The sequence below is a fragment of the Flaviramulus basaltis genome, from assembly GCF_900114265.1.
Classification (GTDB): Bacteria; Bacteroidota; Bacteroidia; order Flavobacteriales; family Flavobacteriaceae; genus Flaviramulus; species Flaviramulus basaltis.
Window position 1 is genome coordinate 235,422 of the sequence record NZ_FPKV01000003.1, and the last position, 16,831, is coordinate 252,252.

The following is a 16,831-nucleotide window of genomic DNA, read 5'->3' on the forward strand; positions in this document are numbered from 1 at the left end:
CAAGTAAAATCCCAAAACTTATAGAATTGAATATTTTACTTTTTGTTTATTAAAAGCACTGAATAATGTATAGAATAAATTTAGCTTCTGGGATATTTTACATAATACCATTATACCCTATATAGCTTTAAATATCAAAAGTTTGTTAAGCCTTATTTTAATTATGAATAATCCAATGGATAATCTATAATTAAAAATGTACTATAATTTATTCTTATTTCACTTAATTATTTTGAGGGTTAAGAAACTCAATAAATAAAGAGTTTTTGGAACAAGATTTGAATCTTTTTGGGTGGTCACTAGAATAAAACCTAATATATTATTTATTAATGTGTTAGATTTTTTTACTTTTTTTGTGATCATCATTAATCTTTTTATTAAGATTATAAAAATTGTATATCTTAATTTGAATTATTAAAATAGTTTAAGTTTTGTCTTAAATTAATGATAATTAAAAACTTGGAGGTTTCTGCATTTAGACTTATTAGGTGCTAATTTCCAATCATGCTAGGTGTAGCAACAGTTCTAAATCCAGTATGGTCAGATCCTGAGTCTGGACTTATTCCCATTTTAGCAGAAATCCTAAAACTTGCACAATATGATGCATGGCATAAAAAAGAACCACCTTTTATTACATGCTCCTGCTGGTTAGGGTTATCTGGACTATATCCTTTTTCTGCTCCTTTAGGATTTGTTATCGTTTTTAAGGTATCTAATTCTTTATAATAATTTACATTAAACAGATCACTGGTTATTTCCCAAACATTACCCATCATGTCATACAAACCGATGCTATTAGGAGGATAAGATTTAACAGGTGCTATAAATTCAAAACCATCTTCCGATTTATTTTTTATAGGAAAGACACCTTGCCAAGTATTAGCATTTTGATTTAAAACATCAGGGGAGTTACCCCAAGTATAAATTTGATCTGTTCCAGTACCTTGAGCAGCAGCTTCCCACTCAGATTCAGTTGGTAATCTGCGATTATCCCATTTACAATAAGCTAAAGCATCTTCATAAGCTATATGTACAACAGGAAAATTATCTTTACCTTCAATCGAGCTTTCGGGTCCTTCAGGATGTTTCCAGTTAGCACCTATTTTCCATATCCACCATTGGGAATAATTGCCCATAGTTGCTACCTTATTTAAATTTTTATTAAAAATCAAACTACCGGGTTGCAATATAGAATCATGAGGTTTTGGTGTGCCTTCTGGTAACTGCTTTTTCATACCTTCCCAGTCTATTTTTCGTTCTGCAACAGTTACATATTTAGTAGTATCAACAAATGCTTTAAACTGTTTATTAGTAACCTCTGTCATATCCATAAAAAAACCATCAACGGTAACTTGATGCGCTGGTTTTTCTCTAGACATGGCATATTCATCCCCACCTTTAGCACCTTGTATAAAGGTTTTAGTATTTACCCAAATCATACCTTCTGGAGCAATTCTATTTTGTCTTTTTTCTGAGAGTATATTATGTGACTCTTTATTATTCTTTTTACAATTAAATAATAAAAGTGTCAAAAATAAATAAAGAAAAAGAGGAAATATAGTTTTGACTTTTACAAACATGAATTTGTTTTTAGAGAAAATTAAAATAAAAAACTTTCACAAAATTAAACAACTAATAAAATATAAAGGGATGTTGATTGTTAAATATAGATGCAATAATTGTTAGAAAGACTAAAATAGTTTGCAAATCTTCATTTTTGATTTAATAATGTTTGTACATTAATGTATTGAAAATGAGAGTGAATTTAGAAATCTAATTAAACTTAATGTATAAATAGTTGTCTTATAAATAAATATTTTTTTTAAAATGAAAAAATCGGTTTTATGGTCTTTGCGTTTGGGATTTAGTTCTGCACAATCCAAAAAAATTAAAACATTAGGTTTTGAAAAATTTCTTTCCACCTCTTTAAATGTGAAGGTAGACAAGAATTTACCTGATTGTTTAAAAGATGAACCCAAATCGTTTGAAGATTTTAGAAAATTGCGTAAAAAAACAAAAAATGCTACAGCAGAAAAGAAAAAGGAGTTTTGTTCAAAACAGCGCAAAGTAGCAATTCAACTTCAAAAATGGTGGCTCAATAAAATGATGACTTCTGAGTACCCGTTAATTGAAAGTATGGTTTGCTTTTGGCATAACCACTTTGTATCAACACAACAAAAAGTAAAAGTTAATTATTGGATTTACCAACACCACATGATTTTAAGAAATCATGCATTTGGTAACTTTAAAACATTAACCAAGCAAATCATAAAATCTAACGCGATGATTAGCTATTTGGATAATGCTAAAAACCGAAACAATAACTTTAATGAAAACCTTAGTAGAGAGCTCTTAGAGCTTTTTACTTTAGGCATTGGCAATTATACTGAAGACGACATAAAGAATGGAGCAAAAGCACTTGCTGGATTAAATTATGGAGAAGAATCTGGAGTTTACAGACGTTTTATAGAAAATAATGATACTATTACATATTTAGGAAAAACAGGTTTTTTTAAAGCAGATGATATTATAGATATTATTTTTGAGCAACCTGAAATACCTTATTTAATTACTAAAAAACTTTTACAATGGTTTATTGAAGATGAACCTAAAGAAGAAAAAGTAAAAGAATTAGGCGATTATTTTAAAAGTATAGATTTTGAAATTCAACCGCTTTTAACCAAGATGTTTACCGAAGCTTATGCTGATGATTTGAATGTAACAAAAATAAAAGACCCTTTACGTTATATTATTCAACTAAAAAATGAGATGAATATAGACATTGAAAAACCAGAACATATTCTTTTCTTTTTAAGACAACAAGGTATGGAATTGTTTAACCAACCCAATGTTAAAGGTTGGGATGGAGGTAATGGTTGGCTATCTTCTCAAACCTATTTACAACGAAATAATGTTGCAGATTTATTGTGTATGGGGAAATTGATACGTGGTAAGAAAATGGAAAACAAAACTAAGCCTCGTATAAATCTTTATAAAAGTAAAATGAATAATAAAGAGATTATAAAATCACTTACCGATAATTTAGTTTTTGAAGTTAACGATGATATGCAGGCAGATCTGGAAACTATTCTTAAATACGATTTTGATGCTAGTAGCCCAAATGCTAATACGGTCGTTTTAAGACTGTTTAATTACATTATAAAAACTCCAGAGTTTCAAGTCATTTAAAATGGAAACATTATGAACAGACGTCAATTTTTATCTATTTCTGCAACATTTACGGGAGGTACTTTAATGATTCCAAACTTTCTGTATGCTTTAAAAAATCAACCCTTTGTTAATAGCAATTCAGAATGTTTAATATTCATTCAGCTTGATGGTGGTAACGATGGATTAAATACTTTTATTCCTTATGATAATCCTTTGTACAAAGCGTTAAGACCAAATATTGGTTTTGCTAAAGATGAGGTTATTAACAAAAGTAATGGAATGGGGTTTCATCCTATTCTTAAAGGTATTTCAAATATTCAACAAAATGGAGATTTAAGTATTATTCAAAATGTAGGTTATCCAGAACCCAATAGGTCACATTTTAGAAGTCAAGAAATATGGCAAACAGCTTCATCTTCACATGAATATTTAACTCGTGGTTGGTTAGGGAGATATTTAGATTTACAGTGTAATGAGCATATACCTACAGCAGGAATTAATTTGGATACTATTGATAATTTATCATTAAAAGGTGAAGAACCCAATTTTATAACTGTTAAAAACTTAAATCATTTTAAGAAGCGAGAAAATGAAAATGAATTCATAAAACTATCGGGGAATCCGCAATTAGATTTTGCTCGAAAAATATCGTATTCGGTAAGTGAAGGTTCAAAAGAAATTCAAAAAGCTTTAAAATATTCAAAAACTGAGATTACATATCCTAAATCTCAATTATCTTCAAAATTAGAATGGATTGCTCGCTTAATAAAAGGTAATTTAAATTCAAAAGTATATTATACTTCGCTTAATGGCTTTGATACCCACAACAATCAATTAGGTTTACAAAAACATAAATTAAAGGAATTAGATGAAGCTTTAGCTACATTTTATCAAGATTTAAAAGACTCTAAATTATTAGAGCAAGCCACAATAGTAATATTTTCAGAATTTGGAAGACGTGTAAAAGACAATGGAAGTGGTACAGATCATGGTACTGCTGCACCAATGATTATTATTGGAGGTCAAAATAAAGGCATAGTATATGGAGATAATCCAGATTTAAAAAACTTAGATAATGGGGATTTAATCTACAAAACTGATTTTAGAAGTGTTTATGCTACTTTGCTAAATGAGAAAATGAAATTTAACCCTATAGATATTGGCTTGAATAACAATCTGTTAAAAGGGTTGTTTTAAATATATATCTTGTCACTATTTAATTTCAAAATTATAGCTTAATTATAAGCTATAAAACTAACAGCGAAAATTTTCCAAAAACCGTTGTTGAATAAGCCAATCGTAGAATTATCAGAATTAATAATAGTCTTTATTAATGTTTTTCTGTAAAAGCTTACTAAGTATAATAAATAAAAAACCACAAAGCAACCAAGCTGGCAGTATTACAAAGGATAAGAATACATCAAATTCTATTGAAATAAAGTAAAAGAAACCAAAACTTATAGCCCAAGCTAGCAATACTGATTTGTTAAATTGAATATTTGCTACTTCAGCATAATTTTTAATAATTCCTGCCTTCTTATAAAAGAAATGTTCAAAAACAATAATCGCACCAAATGGTGCCAAAATAAATCCATATAGAGCTACAAAGCTTAGTAATTTCATTGCAAATGCTGGAAATATTCCTGCTATGGTTGCTATTGTTCCTGCCAAAATAGTCGCTTTTGCTGTTGATAGCTTAGGCAATATGGCTTGAAATGCCAAGCCAGCTCTATATATTGTTGGGTTGGCTGTTGTCCAACCAGCTAATACAACAGTAATAATTCCAAAAATCCCAATGGCGTTGTTTGCTAAAGGACCAGGAGCGACCAGAGGTGCTTCACCATTAGACAAGAATGCTTGGGCTTCGGGCGATTTTAAATATACAGCATATAATAATGCAGCAGCTATCCACGCTATGTAATGTCCTACATACATACCGGCAGCAGTTGTCCAACCTGAACTTGCTTTTTTAGCGAAACGAAATACTGATAAATCAGACATTCCAATATGCATTGCTGCATTAGCAAACCATGACCAAATAACCACATGTCAAAACGTATATTTTATTTGTCCAGGAAAAGGATTAGAACCTTCTCCCCAAATATTCCAAAAATCTAAAAAACTAGAAACGCCAAGTTGATTTAAAGCTACTATAGCACAAGTAATAAATGCAAGAACAATAACAGGAGACATCCAGTTTGCAGCCTTAGAAATTGTATTGTAACCTCTTGCAGCTATAATGGATATTATAGCGCCGATAAGAATAAGGATAACTATCCATGTTATCCCATTTGGTAATGTATCTGTTAATTTAGGCATTGGCATATTAAAAGGAATACCAACAGCAGTAGCAGAAACGGTAATCATAGAACCAGCTAAAAAACAAAACAAGATACCATTTGCTAAGTTATAACCAGTTACTAATTTTTTACCGCAAATTTTTTCTAATTGAAAATAAAGTGTCAACCTGTTTTTAACTGCAATTTCTGCTGTTAAAAATCGCCAACTTAATACTGCCAAAAAATTTCCAATTAATAGGCCTATAATTAAATCGAAGGCATTTACTCCAGCTGTTAAAAACAAAGGCCCAATCATAAATTCAGTACCTGCAGCATGTTCACCAGCGTACATTCCTAAAAAGCTTTTCCAACCTCTGAGTTTAGACTGAGGTACTATTGTTCTTTCAAATTCTCCACCAGATATTTCTTCAATTTCCTCTTGAATATTATATTGACTCATAAAATTCTAGTTATAGCAACGTGTTAGTGATTAAATGTTTTGATAAGTCTTCAACCTTTTCGCAGCAAAGTTGTTCCATTATTTGTTGCAATTGTATTTTTAGTAACGAAATAGTATGATCACCTCCTTTTTTTCCTAAGGCTGCAGTTCCATACATAAAGGAACGTCCCATAAAAGTAAATTTTGCCCCACAAGCTATCGTTCTGGCTATGTCTGGACCAGATCGCAAACCACTATCCATCATCACTTCAATTTTATTCCCGTATTTTTCAGCAATTCTTATTAATGGTTTTATTGAAGATTCCCCTGCATCTAGTTGTCTTCCACCATGGTTTGAGACAATAATACCATCAAATCCTAAACGAATAGCTTCTTCTGTATCGGCTTCTGAAGCTACACCTTTTAATACAAGTTTACCCTTCCACATATCGCGAATTGGTTTTATGCGTTCTTCATTTAACCTACCACTAAAAGTTTCATCCATGAACTTACCTAGCTGTTTTAAATCTAAACCTTTAGGCATATATGGTTTTAAGGTCTTAAAGTTGGGTTGCCCATATTTTAGAGTATTTAAAGCCCAATTGGGTTTTCCTAATATTTGTAATATATTATTTATTGACATTTTAGGAGGCATAGCTAAACCATTTTTTATATCTCTAGGTCTAAAACCAAAAGTAGGGACATCACAAAGGATCACTAATACTGGGCAATGGGCAGCTTCAGCTCTTTTAATAATATCATTTCTCACCGTTTCTTTAGCTGGATGATATAGTTGAAACCAAGATTTACCTTCGGTTATCTCACAGGCACGTTCAATGCTTGTTGTAGTAACCGTACTTAAAATAAATGGAATATTATGTTTGAATGCTGCTTTTGCCAATATTTCCGGTGAATTTGGCCAAATTAATCCTTGTAGACCTATTGGAGAAATTCCGAATGGAGCATCATATTCAATACCAAATAACTTTGTTTTTAAACTCGCTCCATTAAATTTCCTAAGGTATTGTGGTTTTAATTGTATATCTCTTATATCTGACGTATTTCGGTGTAAATTTACGTCTTCATTGCAGCCACCGTCCAAGTATTCGAAAGCAAATTTTGGTATACTTTGTTGAGCCTTATTCCGCAGGTCGTCAATAGACGGATATTTTGTATCAAATTTTAAGGCCATATCTATATTATTTAATTATGAATGGAACATGTTTTTTAAGTGAATAATTCTTTTTAAGGAATTTAGAATTTAATTTTTTATCTGAAATACAAATTGCAGCACCTAAAGCAGATCCTAAAGAAGAATCAGTAGTTCTTAATTTTTTATCCCTAAAATAATGAGATAGTAGCTTTATGTACAGATCATTATCACTAAATCCTCCATCAACATAAAGTTGTTTAATCTCATCATCTCCAATAACACTTTTTATACTCTTAATTTGCAACAGCATTAATTCTATCATTAATTGATGGTATGCATGTTCAAACTTATCATAAGGGAACTTTGTTTTTAATGGCATATCTTGATCAGAAATACTTTCCCATTTATACATATGTTCAAAATCCTGAATAATCTCAAAATAGGTGTCGTAATCAAACTTAATATGCCTATGGTAATCTTCAGAGACTACATAATGTTTATATAAATTTCTGACTTGAATTTTATATTCATTTCCTAAAAATAAACGGGTTGCTTTAACAGGTTTTCCATTAATTCTCATATAATTTACAGAATTTATGTCTTTTGAATTAGTTGATAATAATTTTTCAGTAAAAGGATTTAAAGCAATACTCCAAGTTCCAGTAGATACTAGAACAAATTTCTTTTTTATACTTCTAACATATGGTAATAATGCAGCAGAACTGTCATGAATACCAATTCCTATTTTAATTCGATTACCATTATAATTCATATTTATACTTGTTTCAGTTGAAACTATAGGAGGTAATACCTTGTTAATTTCTTCTTTATAAACCCAATTATGATAATCTTTTTTACTGTAATCCCATAAAGCTGTATGACAACCTATGCTGGTGAATTCGCTTAAAGGAACACTTGTGAATATATAGCTTAGATATTGAGGTAGATGTAATGAATACCTTATTTTTTTGAAAATTTCAGGCTTAGTGTATTTAATCCAATAAAGCTGCATCCCAGAATTTAATAAGCTTAAGTCAAAACAACCTGTTGTTTTTAAAAAGGTTTCTTTGGGTCCGTAGCTTTCTAAAAAGGAATCAACTACACTTTTTTCTAATTTTTTAGTGTAATTATAGAGTGGAGTAAGTACCTCTCCATTTTCATCTAAGTGAACAAAGCTAGCTCCGTAGGTTGAAAAGTTAATTGCTCTTACGTTATACTTTGATTGTTTAATAATTCTTTCAAAAACACTTTTTATCCATTTTTGAAGTTCAACTAAATTTTCGGTTGGATGTCCATCTTCATCTTTTATTTCGTCAAATAGAATGTATTCTTTATGAACCTCATGAAAATCATTATCAAAGAGGAAGAATTTTTTATTGGTTTTTCCAATATCGAATATGGCAGTTACATTCTTCATATTATAAAATTATAACCCAGTTGCAACAGAATGTCTTCCTCTTTCTTTAATAAGTTCTTCTCTTATATTTAATAAACGGTATGCTTGCAAAGGATTTATTGCACCTCCTGAAATGAATCTTGCTTGTTGGATTAACGGTCTTACATCTGTTCGATAAGCATTTTGTAAAATTTCTTGACAAGCCACAACATCATTTTTGTTTTGTGCCATTTTAAGCTCATTTTGATCTACTAATAATGCTTTTGCATAAGCTTCTTGTATAGCTTCAAGTGATTGGATTAAATCTTCTATGGGGTCTTTTATGTTATGACTAGCATCAATCATCCAAGCTAAATCTGGATTTCTTGTATTGTTTTCCATACCATAAACCAGTTCGTTAAAAATTAAGAACAAGGCATATGGTTTTATACACCCAACAGTTAAATCATCATCACCATATTTGCTGTCATTAAAATGAAAGCCCCCCAATTTGCCTTTTAACATTAAAATTGAAACAATTTGTTCAATATTACTATTCGGTAAATGATGGCCTAAATCAACTAAGGAAAATGCTCTATCACCACATTCATCAGCTAGCATAAAAGATGTACCCCAATCTTGTATAACAGTACTATAAAAATTAGGTTCAAACGGCTTATATTCAATAAGCATTTTCCAATCATTAGGTAGCTCTTTATAAATTGACTTTAAACTATCCTGAGTATTTTGAAATGCAGTTTGAAAGTTATTTTGACCAGGGAAACAAGATCCATCTGCTAGCCAAACGGTTAAGCTCTTAGAACCTAGTTTTTTACCTATATTAATAACATCTATATTATGTTGAATAGCTTGTTGTCTTACGGCTTCGCTTGTATTGCTTAAAGAACCATATTTGTAACTTTCTTTAGACTTTTTTTGATCTTGAAATGTGTTTGAGTTTACCGCATCAAATTTAATATCCAAAGAATTTGCTAATTCTTTAATGGTGTTATAATCTTCAGGAATATCCCAAGGTATATGAAGCGAAATAGCACCTGCAGTTTGTGTTAATATGTTTAGTAAACCAATATCTTCTAATTTTTGTTCTAAGCTTGAAGGTTCTCCATAAAATGAAAAACGTCCAAAACGAGTTCCTCCAGCACCTAATGCCCAACTTGGTATTGCTACTTGAAATTCTTTTAATTTCGCTATTAAATTGTTGACATTAACCCCTTTGTTATTTAATTTATCTGCTAAAAAATCGAAAGATTCTTCATGAGATTGAAGACTTTTACTATTTGTATCTTGTATATGACTTTGTTTTATTTTCATATGTATTTTCTTATATAACTCCCATATTTAATGATATCCTATAGATATTTCCTGAAACTAAGCTAAATAAAAAAAATCATCTTACAAATGCGTTAGCCATTCCACCATCAACATTTATAATATTTCCCGTGGTTTTTTTTAAAATTGCAACTAGTGAGAATACGCCATTAGCTATATCTTCTGGATAAATTATTTCGTTTAGTAAATTACGTTTAGCATAATGAGCAGGTAACTCTTCTACAGTAATACCATAAGCTTTTGCACGACCTTCTGCCCAGGCACCTTCCCATATTTTACTACCCACAATAACCCCATCTGGGTTTACTGTATTTACGCGTATTTTATCTGGTGCTAATTCAGCAGCCAATAAACGAGCCATGTGTTGTTGTGCTGCTTTTGCTGTGCCGTAACCAACATTGTTTGGTCCAGATACTAATCCGTTTTTACTAGCAATACTTATAAAGTTACCGCCTAAATTTTGCTTTCGCATGATTTCTACTCCTACTTTCGCTAATTCAAACTGACCTTTAACTAAAACGTCTTGTAAAATATCCCAGTCTTTATCTGTCGTTTCTTCTATAGGTTTAGAGATTGCTAATCCTGCACTATGTACAATTATATCTACCCCACCAAATTCTAAACATGCTTTTTTGTAAGCATCTTTAATAGATTTGTAGTTAGTAACATCGCAAACAGTATAAGTAGATATATCGCGTTTATAAGTTGCATTTGCTTCCTTTAAGCGATCTTCATTTATATCTGTTAATACAACAGTAGCACCTTCTGCAGCTAATTTGTCTGCAATGGCTTTTCCAATACCACCACCTGCTCCAGTAACTAATGCTACTTTACGTGATAATGGTTGTTCTTTTGGCATACGCTGTAATTTAGCTTCTTCTAATAACCAATATTCTATATCAAAAGCTTCTTGTCTTGGCAATGATGTATATTCTGTAATAGCTTCTGCACCACGCATTACATTAATAGCGTTAATATAAAATTCGCTAGCAACACGTGTAGTTTGTTTATTTTTAGCAAAACTAAACATACCCACTCCTGGATAAATAATGATTACAGGATTTGTGTCACGCATTGGAGGACTGTTATCTTTTTTACAAGTATTATAGTAGTCTGCGTATTCTTGTCTATATTGCTTGAATGTAGGCTCTAATTTTTTAAGAATTGCAGCTCCATCAGATAAATCTTCATTAGGATCTAAAGTTAATACTAACGGCTGAATTTTTGTGCGTAAGAAATGATCTGGACAAGATGTTCCCATAGGAGCTAATCTTTTTAAATCATTACTATTAATATATTCTAGAACAACGTTACTGTCAGAAAAATGTCCAATCATTCTATTTTCGGAAGAACATAAACCTCTTAAAAAAGGCATTAATTGTGAAGCTTTTTCTAAACGTTCTGCTTTTGGTAAACTTTGTATTTTTTGTCCGCCAAAAACATTACCTTGTTTTTTAATTTTATTTTCAATGTATTCAGAAGCCATTTCAATAACTTCTAAACTATTAATATAACATTCGTATGATGTATCTCCCCAAGTAAATAAACCATGGCTGCCTAAAACAATTCCTCTAATACCAGGGTTATTATTAAGGCATTTTTCTAATTGCAGACCTAAATCGAAACCTGGACGTTGCCAAGGCACCCATCCCATTGTATTCCCCCAAATTTCTTTAGTCACTTTTTCGCTGTCTTTTGCAGCAGCAACAGCAATTAAAGCATCAGGATGTAAATGGTCAATATGAGCAAATGGTAGCAAACCATGTAATGGTGTGTCAATTGAAGGAGCTTTACTATCCAAATCATAAATACAATGATTAAAAAGACCAACCATTCGGTCTTCATCTTCTAAACCGCCATAAACATTTTTCAAATCGCGTAATCTTCCTGTGTACAAACCAGCAATACCATTACGTGTTAAAGTACCAATGTCTCCACCAGAACCTTTTATCCACATAACTTCAACGTCTTCGTTTGTTAAAGGGTCTTTTTCTGTAGTTTTACAGCTTGTATTTCCACCACCATAATTAGTGATTCTTAAATCTGCTCCTAATATATTTGAACGGTATAAAAAAAGGGCTACTTGATTTTTTTTAAAAGTATTAGCTTTACTATCATCCCAAAGGTAGTCTACGTACTTAAATTTTTTTGTAATTGTATTCATTAGAATTATTATGATAATTTATAGCTAAGATAAAATAACATAAAAATAAATCTATCCTGTAGTGTACTGTATGCTGCTAATAAAAGTTGTTAATTTATTTGCAATTTAAATGTTATAGTATTTGGTTAAATTTTGTTCAGTGACTTTAATTGTTTTTTTTTGTAGATATAAAAAGCAGATTTATGGAAATGATGAAATTTATTAGTATTGATGAAAGTTCTCGAGTACCAAAATATAAGCAAATTATAGATTCAATTATTTATAATATTTCTGTAGGGAATTTAACTATGGATCAAAAAATTCCATCAATAAACCAATTTAGTGAAGAGTTTTACTTATCAAGAGATACTGTAGAAAAAGCTTATAATATACTAAAAGAACGAGACATAATAATGTCTATAAGAGGTAAAGGTTATTACATAAACCGAACAAAATTAATATCAAAAATTAATATTCTATTTTTAGTTAACAAATTGAGTTCTTATAAACTGAGAATTTATAATTCTTTCATAAATACTATTGGAGTAACATCCCATACAGATTTGCATATATATCATTGTGATGAATCACTGTTTTTAAATTTATTAAATAAATATAAGTCAACTTACGACTATTTTGTTATCATGCCACATTTTAAAAACGAAAATTTAAATCATATAAGTTATACAGATGAAGTAATCAATTTTTTAAAAAAAATACCTAGAGAAAAATTAATTATTTTGGATAACATAAAACCAGAAATTGAAGGGGAAATTGTTGAAATATTTCAAGACTTTGAAGATGATATTTATTATGCCTTGAAAGAAGGTCTCTCAAAAATATCTAAATATGAAAAACTTTTTTTGATATATCCAGAAAGTGCTATTTATCCTTATCCAAGAAGAATATTGCATGGCTTTAGAAAGTTTTGTATGGAAAATATTATAGATTATGAAATTATTAATCAAGTTTATGAAGATATGATTTTGAAAAAAGGTGATTTATTTATAACAATAGAAGAGGCAGACTTGGTTAATTTAGTAAAACAAATTAGGGAAGATAAATTTGTATTAGGTAAGGATATTGGTGTTATTTCTTATAATGATACGCCTTTAAAAGAATTACTTGGTATTACCGTAATTTCTACAGATTTTAAGATTATGGGAGAAACTGCTGCTAAAATGATTATAAATAAAGAAAAAGGAAAATTTAAAGTACCTTTTAATTTTATTGAAAGAAATTCAATTTAATAAAAATTATAAAAAGTTAGTTATGTGATTTATAAACTCTTCAGCTTAACTTTACTTTTTATTAATTCTGGTTTAGTCGTAATAGCAAATTTGTATTTATCCCCTCGATAGTAAGACTGTTCTATTTCAACTATTTTACCGTTATCACAGAATATAGCACCATCCAAAATAAATATAGCGGTTGGAACTTCATTTTCAAAGTAATTGTTTGGTTCACGTGGAGAAAAAATAGTGTTTCCCAATGTGCGTTCAACATTTATTAACTTTAAATTGTATTTTTCTTGATAAATTGAAATTAAGGGACGGGAATCTAAATCCAATACATTGATTTTAGGACAATGAACCATAGAAATATACTTGGTTTCATCCTTTAATAAAGTCTCATCTGCGTATCTCAATTTGTGAATTTTAAGAACGGGACCTTCCATAATATAATGACGATTATTTATGTTTGAGGAAATTCCATCATCTAAAATAGTTTTTTCCAAAATCACATTTTTTGGTGTAAAACCTTCTTTAATTAATTTATCAGTAAAACTTTCTTTTACAGCATTAAAAGAGCCTAATACACGGGTTAGATGTTTGTCTTCAAATCTATTAAGTACAAATGTCCCTTTTCCCTTTATTCTTTTAGCCCAACCTTGAAGTTCTACTTCAAGCAAACTTTTTCTTGCGGTAGTATTACTTATTGAATAAATTTCTATTAGCTCATTTTCTGATGGAATTTTGTCTCCTGGTTGAAACTCTCCTGATGATATCTTCTGTATTATTTCTTTACTTATAGTGATGTATTTAGGAATTCCTTTCATTATTCAATATTAAATTACGATTTCGTCATAAAAGTATTAAAACTATTTGCATATAATCAAAATAAACTTATATTTGTTAAAAAAATAACTTAGTGCGTTAAGTATGAAATATTCAAAATCGCTTCCTTGGATTATTGTTTTAATGGTATTTATAGCAACAGCTTTGAGTTTTTTGGATCGTCAAGTGCTTTCTGTTCTAATAATCAAAATTAAGGAAGATTTTCCGATTTCGGATACTTCTTATGGATTAATTAATACAGGTTTCTTAATTAGTTACGCTATTATGTTTACAGTCGGTGGTATTCTTATAGATCGTTTTGGAAGTAGATTAGGTTTGGCATTCTCAGTTGGAATTTGGTCATTAGCGACCTCTTTACATAGTGTTGCTCACAATGTATTTCAATTTGGTGCTTTTAGATTTGTTCTTGGAATTGGAGAAGGTGGAGCCTTTCCAGGCGCTATAAAAGCTGTGGTAGAGTGGGTGCCTAAAAAAAAGCAAGCGTTAGCAAATGGTATTGCAATTGGTGGTTCAGCTTTAGGAGCAGTTGTGGCGCCTCCTTTGTGTATTTATCTTATGGCGATTACTGGCTGGAGAGGTGTGTTTTTAATTACAGGTATTTTTGGAATAATATGGGTATTTGTTTGGCTTTTGTTTACTAAAAAGAGAAAAGGGGCGGGTAATACTACTGTTCAAAAGAAAGTAAAACCTTGGAGAGAAACAAGAAAAGGACTTAGAGAAATATTAAAAATTAAAGAGGTATGGGTATTTATTCTAATTCGTTTTCTTTTAGATCCTATATTTTATTTTTATATGTTTTGGATTCCTAAATATCTTAGTGATGCTAGAGGGGTAAATCTTGATAAGATTGGAGAACTTTTTTGGATACCTTTTTTAGCTTTAGGTGTTTCAAATATGCTAGGAGGTTATTTTTCTGATGGGATACTGAAGAAAACAGGTAACCTTAATTTGTCCAGAAAAATAGTGATGGGGGTTGCAGCATTATTAACTATACCTGCATTATTTGTTAAGTATGTTCCTTCAGAAGAGTGGGTAATTGTTATCATGGTTATAGTTTTTTTCGCACATGGACTTTGGATTACTAATTACATTACAGCAATAAGTGACACATTTGGAAAAACTATTACATCAACTGTTGTTGGGTTTTCAGGCACAGCTGGAGCTTTGTCTGCAATGGTAATAAATCCACTAATGGGTAAAATTATATCTAGTTATTCGTATGATCCTATGTGGATTTATTCAGGTATAATGTATGGTGTAGCCTTTGTTTTATTTATGGCCTTAATGCCTAAAATATCACTTTTAAAAAATATTCCAGAAATATAATTTTTTTTCAACACACTTTCTTAGTGCGTTAAGAAAATAAGTGAAAGCATTATTAAAAAAAATGATATATGAAATTAGCGATTAAAGATGAGCCACAGCGTATCGGAGTCTTTGGAGTTGGGTACGATGTTTATTGGGGGCAGTTTGATGGCCTTTTAGACGAATTGATGCAAAAGCAAGAAGTTTTTTTGCAGAAACTTTCTAAAAAAAGTGCAACCATAGTCGATTTTGGCATGATTGATAACCCCAAAAAAGCCTATGAAAAAGTTAAAGAAATACAGTCTGCTAATTTAGACCTGGTTTTTTGTAATATGCTAACATATGCGACTTCTGGTACTTTTGGAATTATAATAAAGACACTTTCTATACCAGTAGTTATAGTTGCTTTACAGCCTAGAAAAGCTTTAGACTATTCGAAAGCTTCGACTTATATGCAACTTGTAAATGATGATATTTGTGCAGTTCCAGAATTTGCTGGTGTAGCTGTTAGAATGGGAAAGAAAGTTCCTGATATGATTATAGGAACACTTCATGATGATACAGAAGCAGAGATACTCATTGATGAATATTGTCGCATAGCTAAAGTACTTCATGATCTTAAAAATGCTCATTTAGGGCATATAGGACATCCTATTAATGCTATGTTGGATATGCATACAGATGCCACAATGTTAACATCTGCATTCGGATGCCATGTAGTAGAATGTGAAGCTAATGAAATAATGTCCTTTTATGATAAAGTGAATGAAAAAGAAATTAAAGATAAGGAAAATACAATCTTAGATTTTTTTGATACGCCAGATCCAGTGTCCGACCCCATATCTTTGAAGTTAATGAACGGTGATTTGCGAGTAGCAGCTAGAGTTAGTGTAGCCTTAGATCAATTTGTTAAAGAGAAAAAACTAGACGGCTTAGCTTATTATTATGATGGTGCAGTAGGAAGTGAATTAAGAAAAATGATGAGCAATTTAATAATTGGTAATTCAATTTTGACTTCAAATGGTTTTCCTATGTGTGGCGAATCTGATATGAAAACATTAATAGCTATGCTTATAATGGATAGATTAGAAATTGGTGGAAGTTTTGCAGAATTTCATCCAGTAGATTTTGCTGAAGATTTTGTATTAGTTGGTCATGATGGACCTCATAATATTTCTATCGCCGATGGTAAACCTGTATTACGGAGTTTAAAAAAATATCACGGAAAACCTGGAAATGGAGCTGGAGTAGAATTTAAAATTAAACAAGGTCCTATCACTATGTTGTCAATAAGTTCAACTTTCGAAGGCAAATTCAAATTTATTATAGCAGAAGGAGAATCAGTAAAAGGACCTATTCCACCAACTGGAAATACTAACACAAGAGGTCGTTTTAAACCAGACGTTAAAACTTTCTTATATAAATGGATGAGAGAAGGACCTACACATCACTTTGCACTAGGCATTGGGCATCATTCGCAAAGTATAGCGAAAATTGCTAATTATCTTAACATTGAAGCAGTAATTGTTACAGACTAA

11 protein-coding genes and 1 pseudogene are annotated in these 16,831 nt (G+C 30.7%); 5 read left to right on the plus strand and 7 right to left on the minus strand.

Features of this window, described 5'->3' with window-relative positions:
• Nucleotides 1-491 precede the first annotated feature (491 nt).
• A complete protein-coding gene (locus tag BT151_RS13335; RefSeq protein ID WP_072402838.1) occupies nucleotides 492-1,580 on the minus strand; it encodes a formylglycine-generating enzyme family protein in 1,089 nt (362 codons plus the stop codon).
• A gap of 247 nt (nucleotides 1,581-1,827) precedes the next feature.
• Between BT151_RS13335 and BT151_RS13340 the strand changes: the two genes are divergently transcribed.
• Nucleotides 1,828-3,189, plus strand: a complete 1,362-nt coding sequence (locus BT151_RS13340) for a DUF1800 family protein (RefSeq protein WP_072402839.1) — start codon at nucleotides 1,828-1,830, stop codon at nucleotides 3,187-3,189.
• 12 nt (nucleotides 3,190-3,201) lie between these two features.
• Nucleotides 3,202-4,368 carry a DUF1501 domain-containing protein gene (locus tag BT151_RS13345; RefSeq protein ID WP_072402840.1) on the plus strand — a complete coding sequence of 389 codons (1,167 nt, stop codon included), beginning with the start codon at nucleotides 3,202-3,204 and terminating at the stop codon, nucleotides 4,366-4,368.
• A gap of 117 nt (nucleotides 4,369-4,485) precedes the next feature.
• Here BT151_RS13345 and BT151_RS13350 read toward each other — a convergent pair.
• From BT151_RS13350 to BT151_RS13370, 5 genes and pseudogenes are all read right to left on the minus strand, one after another.
• Nucleotides 4,486-5,910, minus strand: a pseudogene (locus tag BT151_RS13350) (purine-cytosine permease family protein).
• A gap of 10 nt (nucleotides 5,911-5,920) precedes the next feature.
• Nucleotides 5,921-7,081 (minus strand): alpha-hydroxy acid oxidase, encoded by a 1,161-nt coding sequence (locus BT151_RS13355; RefSeq protein ID WP_072402841.1) that lies wholly within the window; start codon nucleotides 7,079-7,081, stop codon nucleotides 5,921-5,923.
• Nucleotides 7,082-7,088: 7 nt separating this feature from the next.
• Nucleotides 7,089-8,459: an FGGY-family carbohydrate kinase gene (locus tag BT151_RS13360; protein WP_072402842.1), complete on the minus strand. Its 1,371-nt coding sequence runs from the start codon at nucleotides 8,457-8,459 to the stop codon at nucleotides 7,089-7,091.
• Between the two features lie 9 nt (nucleotides 8,460-8,468).
• Nucleotides 8,469-9,749, minus strand: coding sequence for a sugar isomerase (locus BT151_RS13365; protein WP_072402843.1), 1,281 nt, complete (start codon nucleotides 9,747-9,749; stop codon nucleotides 8,469-8,471).
• Between the two features lie 76 nt (nucleotides 9,750-9,825).
• Nucleotides 9,826-11,931 carry a bifunctional aldolase/short-chain dehydrogenase gene (locus BT151_RS13370; protein WP_171946639.1) on the minus strand — a complete coding sequence of 702 codons (2,106 nt, stop codon included), beginning with the start codon at nucleotides 11,929-11,931 and terminating at the stop codon, nucleotides 9,826-9,828.
• A 188-nt stretch (nucleotides 11,932-12,119) separates the two neighbouring features.
• Between BT151_RS13370 and BT151_RS13375 the strand changes: the two genes are divergently transcribed.
• Entirely contained in the window at nucleotides 12,120-13,160 is a 1,041-nt protein-coding gene (locus BT151_RS13375) for a GntR family transcriptional regulator (RefSeq protein ID WP_072403171.1), read from the plus strand.
• A 29-nt stretch (nucleotides 13,161-13,189) separates the two neighbouring features.
• Here BT151_RS13375 and BT151_RS13380 read toward each other — a convergent pair whose 3' ends face one another.
• Nucleotides 13,190-13,969, minus strand: coding sequence for a GntR family transcriptional regulator (locus BT151_RS13380; RefSeq protein WP_072402844.1), 780 nt, complete (start codon nucleotides 13,967-13,969; stop codon nucleotides 13,190-13,192).
• Nucleotides 13,970-14,072: 103 nt separating this feature from the next.
• Here BT151_RS13380 and BT151_RS13385 point away from each other — a divergent pair, with 103 nt between their 5' ends.
• Both BT151_RS13385 and BT151_RS13390 read left to right on the plus strand, forming a co-directional pair.
• Nucleotides 14,073-15,314, plus strand: a complete 1,242-nt coding sequence (locus tag BT151_RS13385; RefSeq protein ID WP_072402845.1) for an MFS transporter — start codon at nucleotides 14,073-14,075, stop codon at nucleotides 15,312-15,314.
• Nucleotides 15,315-15,382: 68 nt separating this feature from the next.
• Nucleotides 15,383-16,831 (plus strand): L-fucose/L-arabinose isomerase family protein, encoded by a 1,449-nt coding sequence (locus BT151_RS13390; protein WP_072402846.1) that lies wholly within the window; start codon nucleotides 15,383-15,385, stop codon nucleotides 16,829-16,831.

Excerpts from the sequence above, each read along its gene's own strand:
- BT151_RS13390 (WP_072402846.1), top strand. The coding sequence starts at position 15,383 with ATGAAATTAGCGATTAAAGATGAGCCACAGCGTATCGGAGTCTTTGGA.
- BT151_RS13335 (WP_072402838.1), bottom strand. The coding sequence starts at position 1,580 with ATGTTTGTAAAAGTCAAAACTATATTTCCTCTTTTTCTTTATTTATTT.
- BT151_RS13375 (WP_072403171.1), top strand. The coding sequence starts at position 12,120 with ATGATGAAATTTATTAGTATTGATGAAAGTTCTCGAGTACCAAAATAT.
- BT151_RS13385 (WP_072402845.1), top strand. The coding sequence starts at position 14,073 with ATGAAATATTCAAAATCGCTTCCTTGGATTATTGTTTTAATGGTATTT.
- BT151_RS13360 (WP_072402842.1), bottom strand. The coding sequence starts at position 8,459 with ATGAAGAATGTAACTGCCATATTCGATATTGGAAAAACCAATAAAAAA.
- BT151_RS13365 (WP_072402843.1), bottom strand. The coding sequence starts at position 9,749 with ATGAAAATAAAACAAAGTCATATACAAGATACAAATAGTAAAAGTCTT.
- BT151_RS13345 (WP_072402840.1), top strand. The coding sequence starts at position 3,202 with ATGAACAGACGTCAATTTTTATCTATTTCTGCAACATTTACGGGAGGT.
- BT151_RS13380 (WP_072402844.1), bottom strand. The coding sequence starts at position 13,969 with ATGAAAGGAATTCCTAAATACATCACTATAAGTAAAGAAATAATACAG.
- BT151_RS13355 (WP_072402841.1), bottom strand. The coding sequence starts at position 7,081 with ATGGCCTTAAAATTTGATACAAAATATCCGTCTATTGACGACCTGCGG.
- BT151_RS13340 (WP_072402839.1), top strand. The coding sequence starts at position 1,828 with ATGAAAAAATCGGTTTTATGGTCTTTGCGTTTGGGATTTAGTTCTGCA.
- BT151_RS13370 (WP_171946639.1), bottom strand. The coding sequence starts at position 11,931 with ATGAATACAATTACAAAAAAATTTAAGTACGTAGACTACCTTTGGGAT.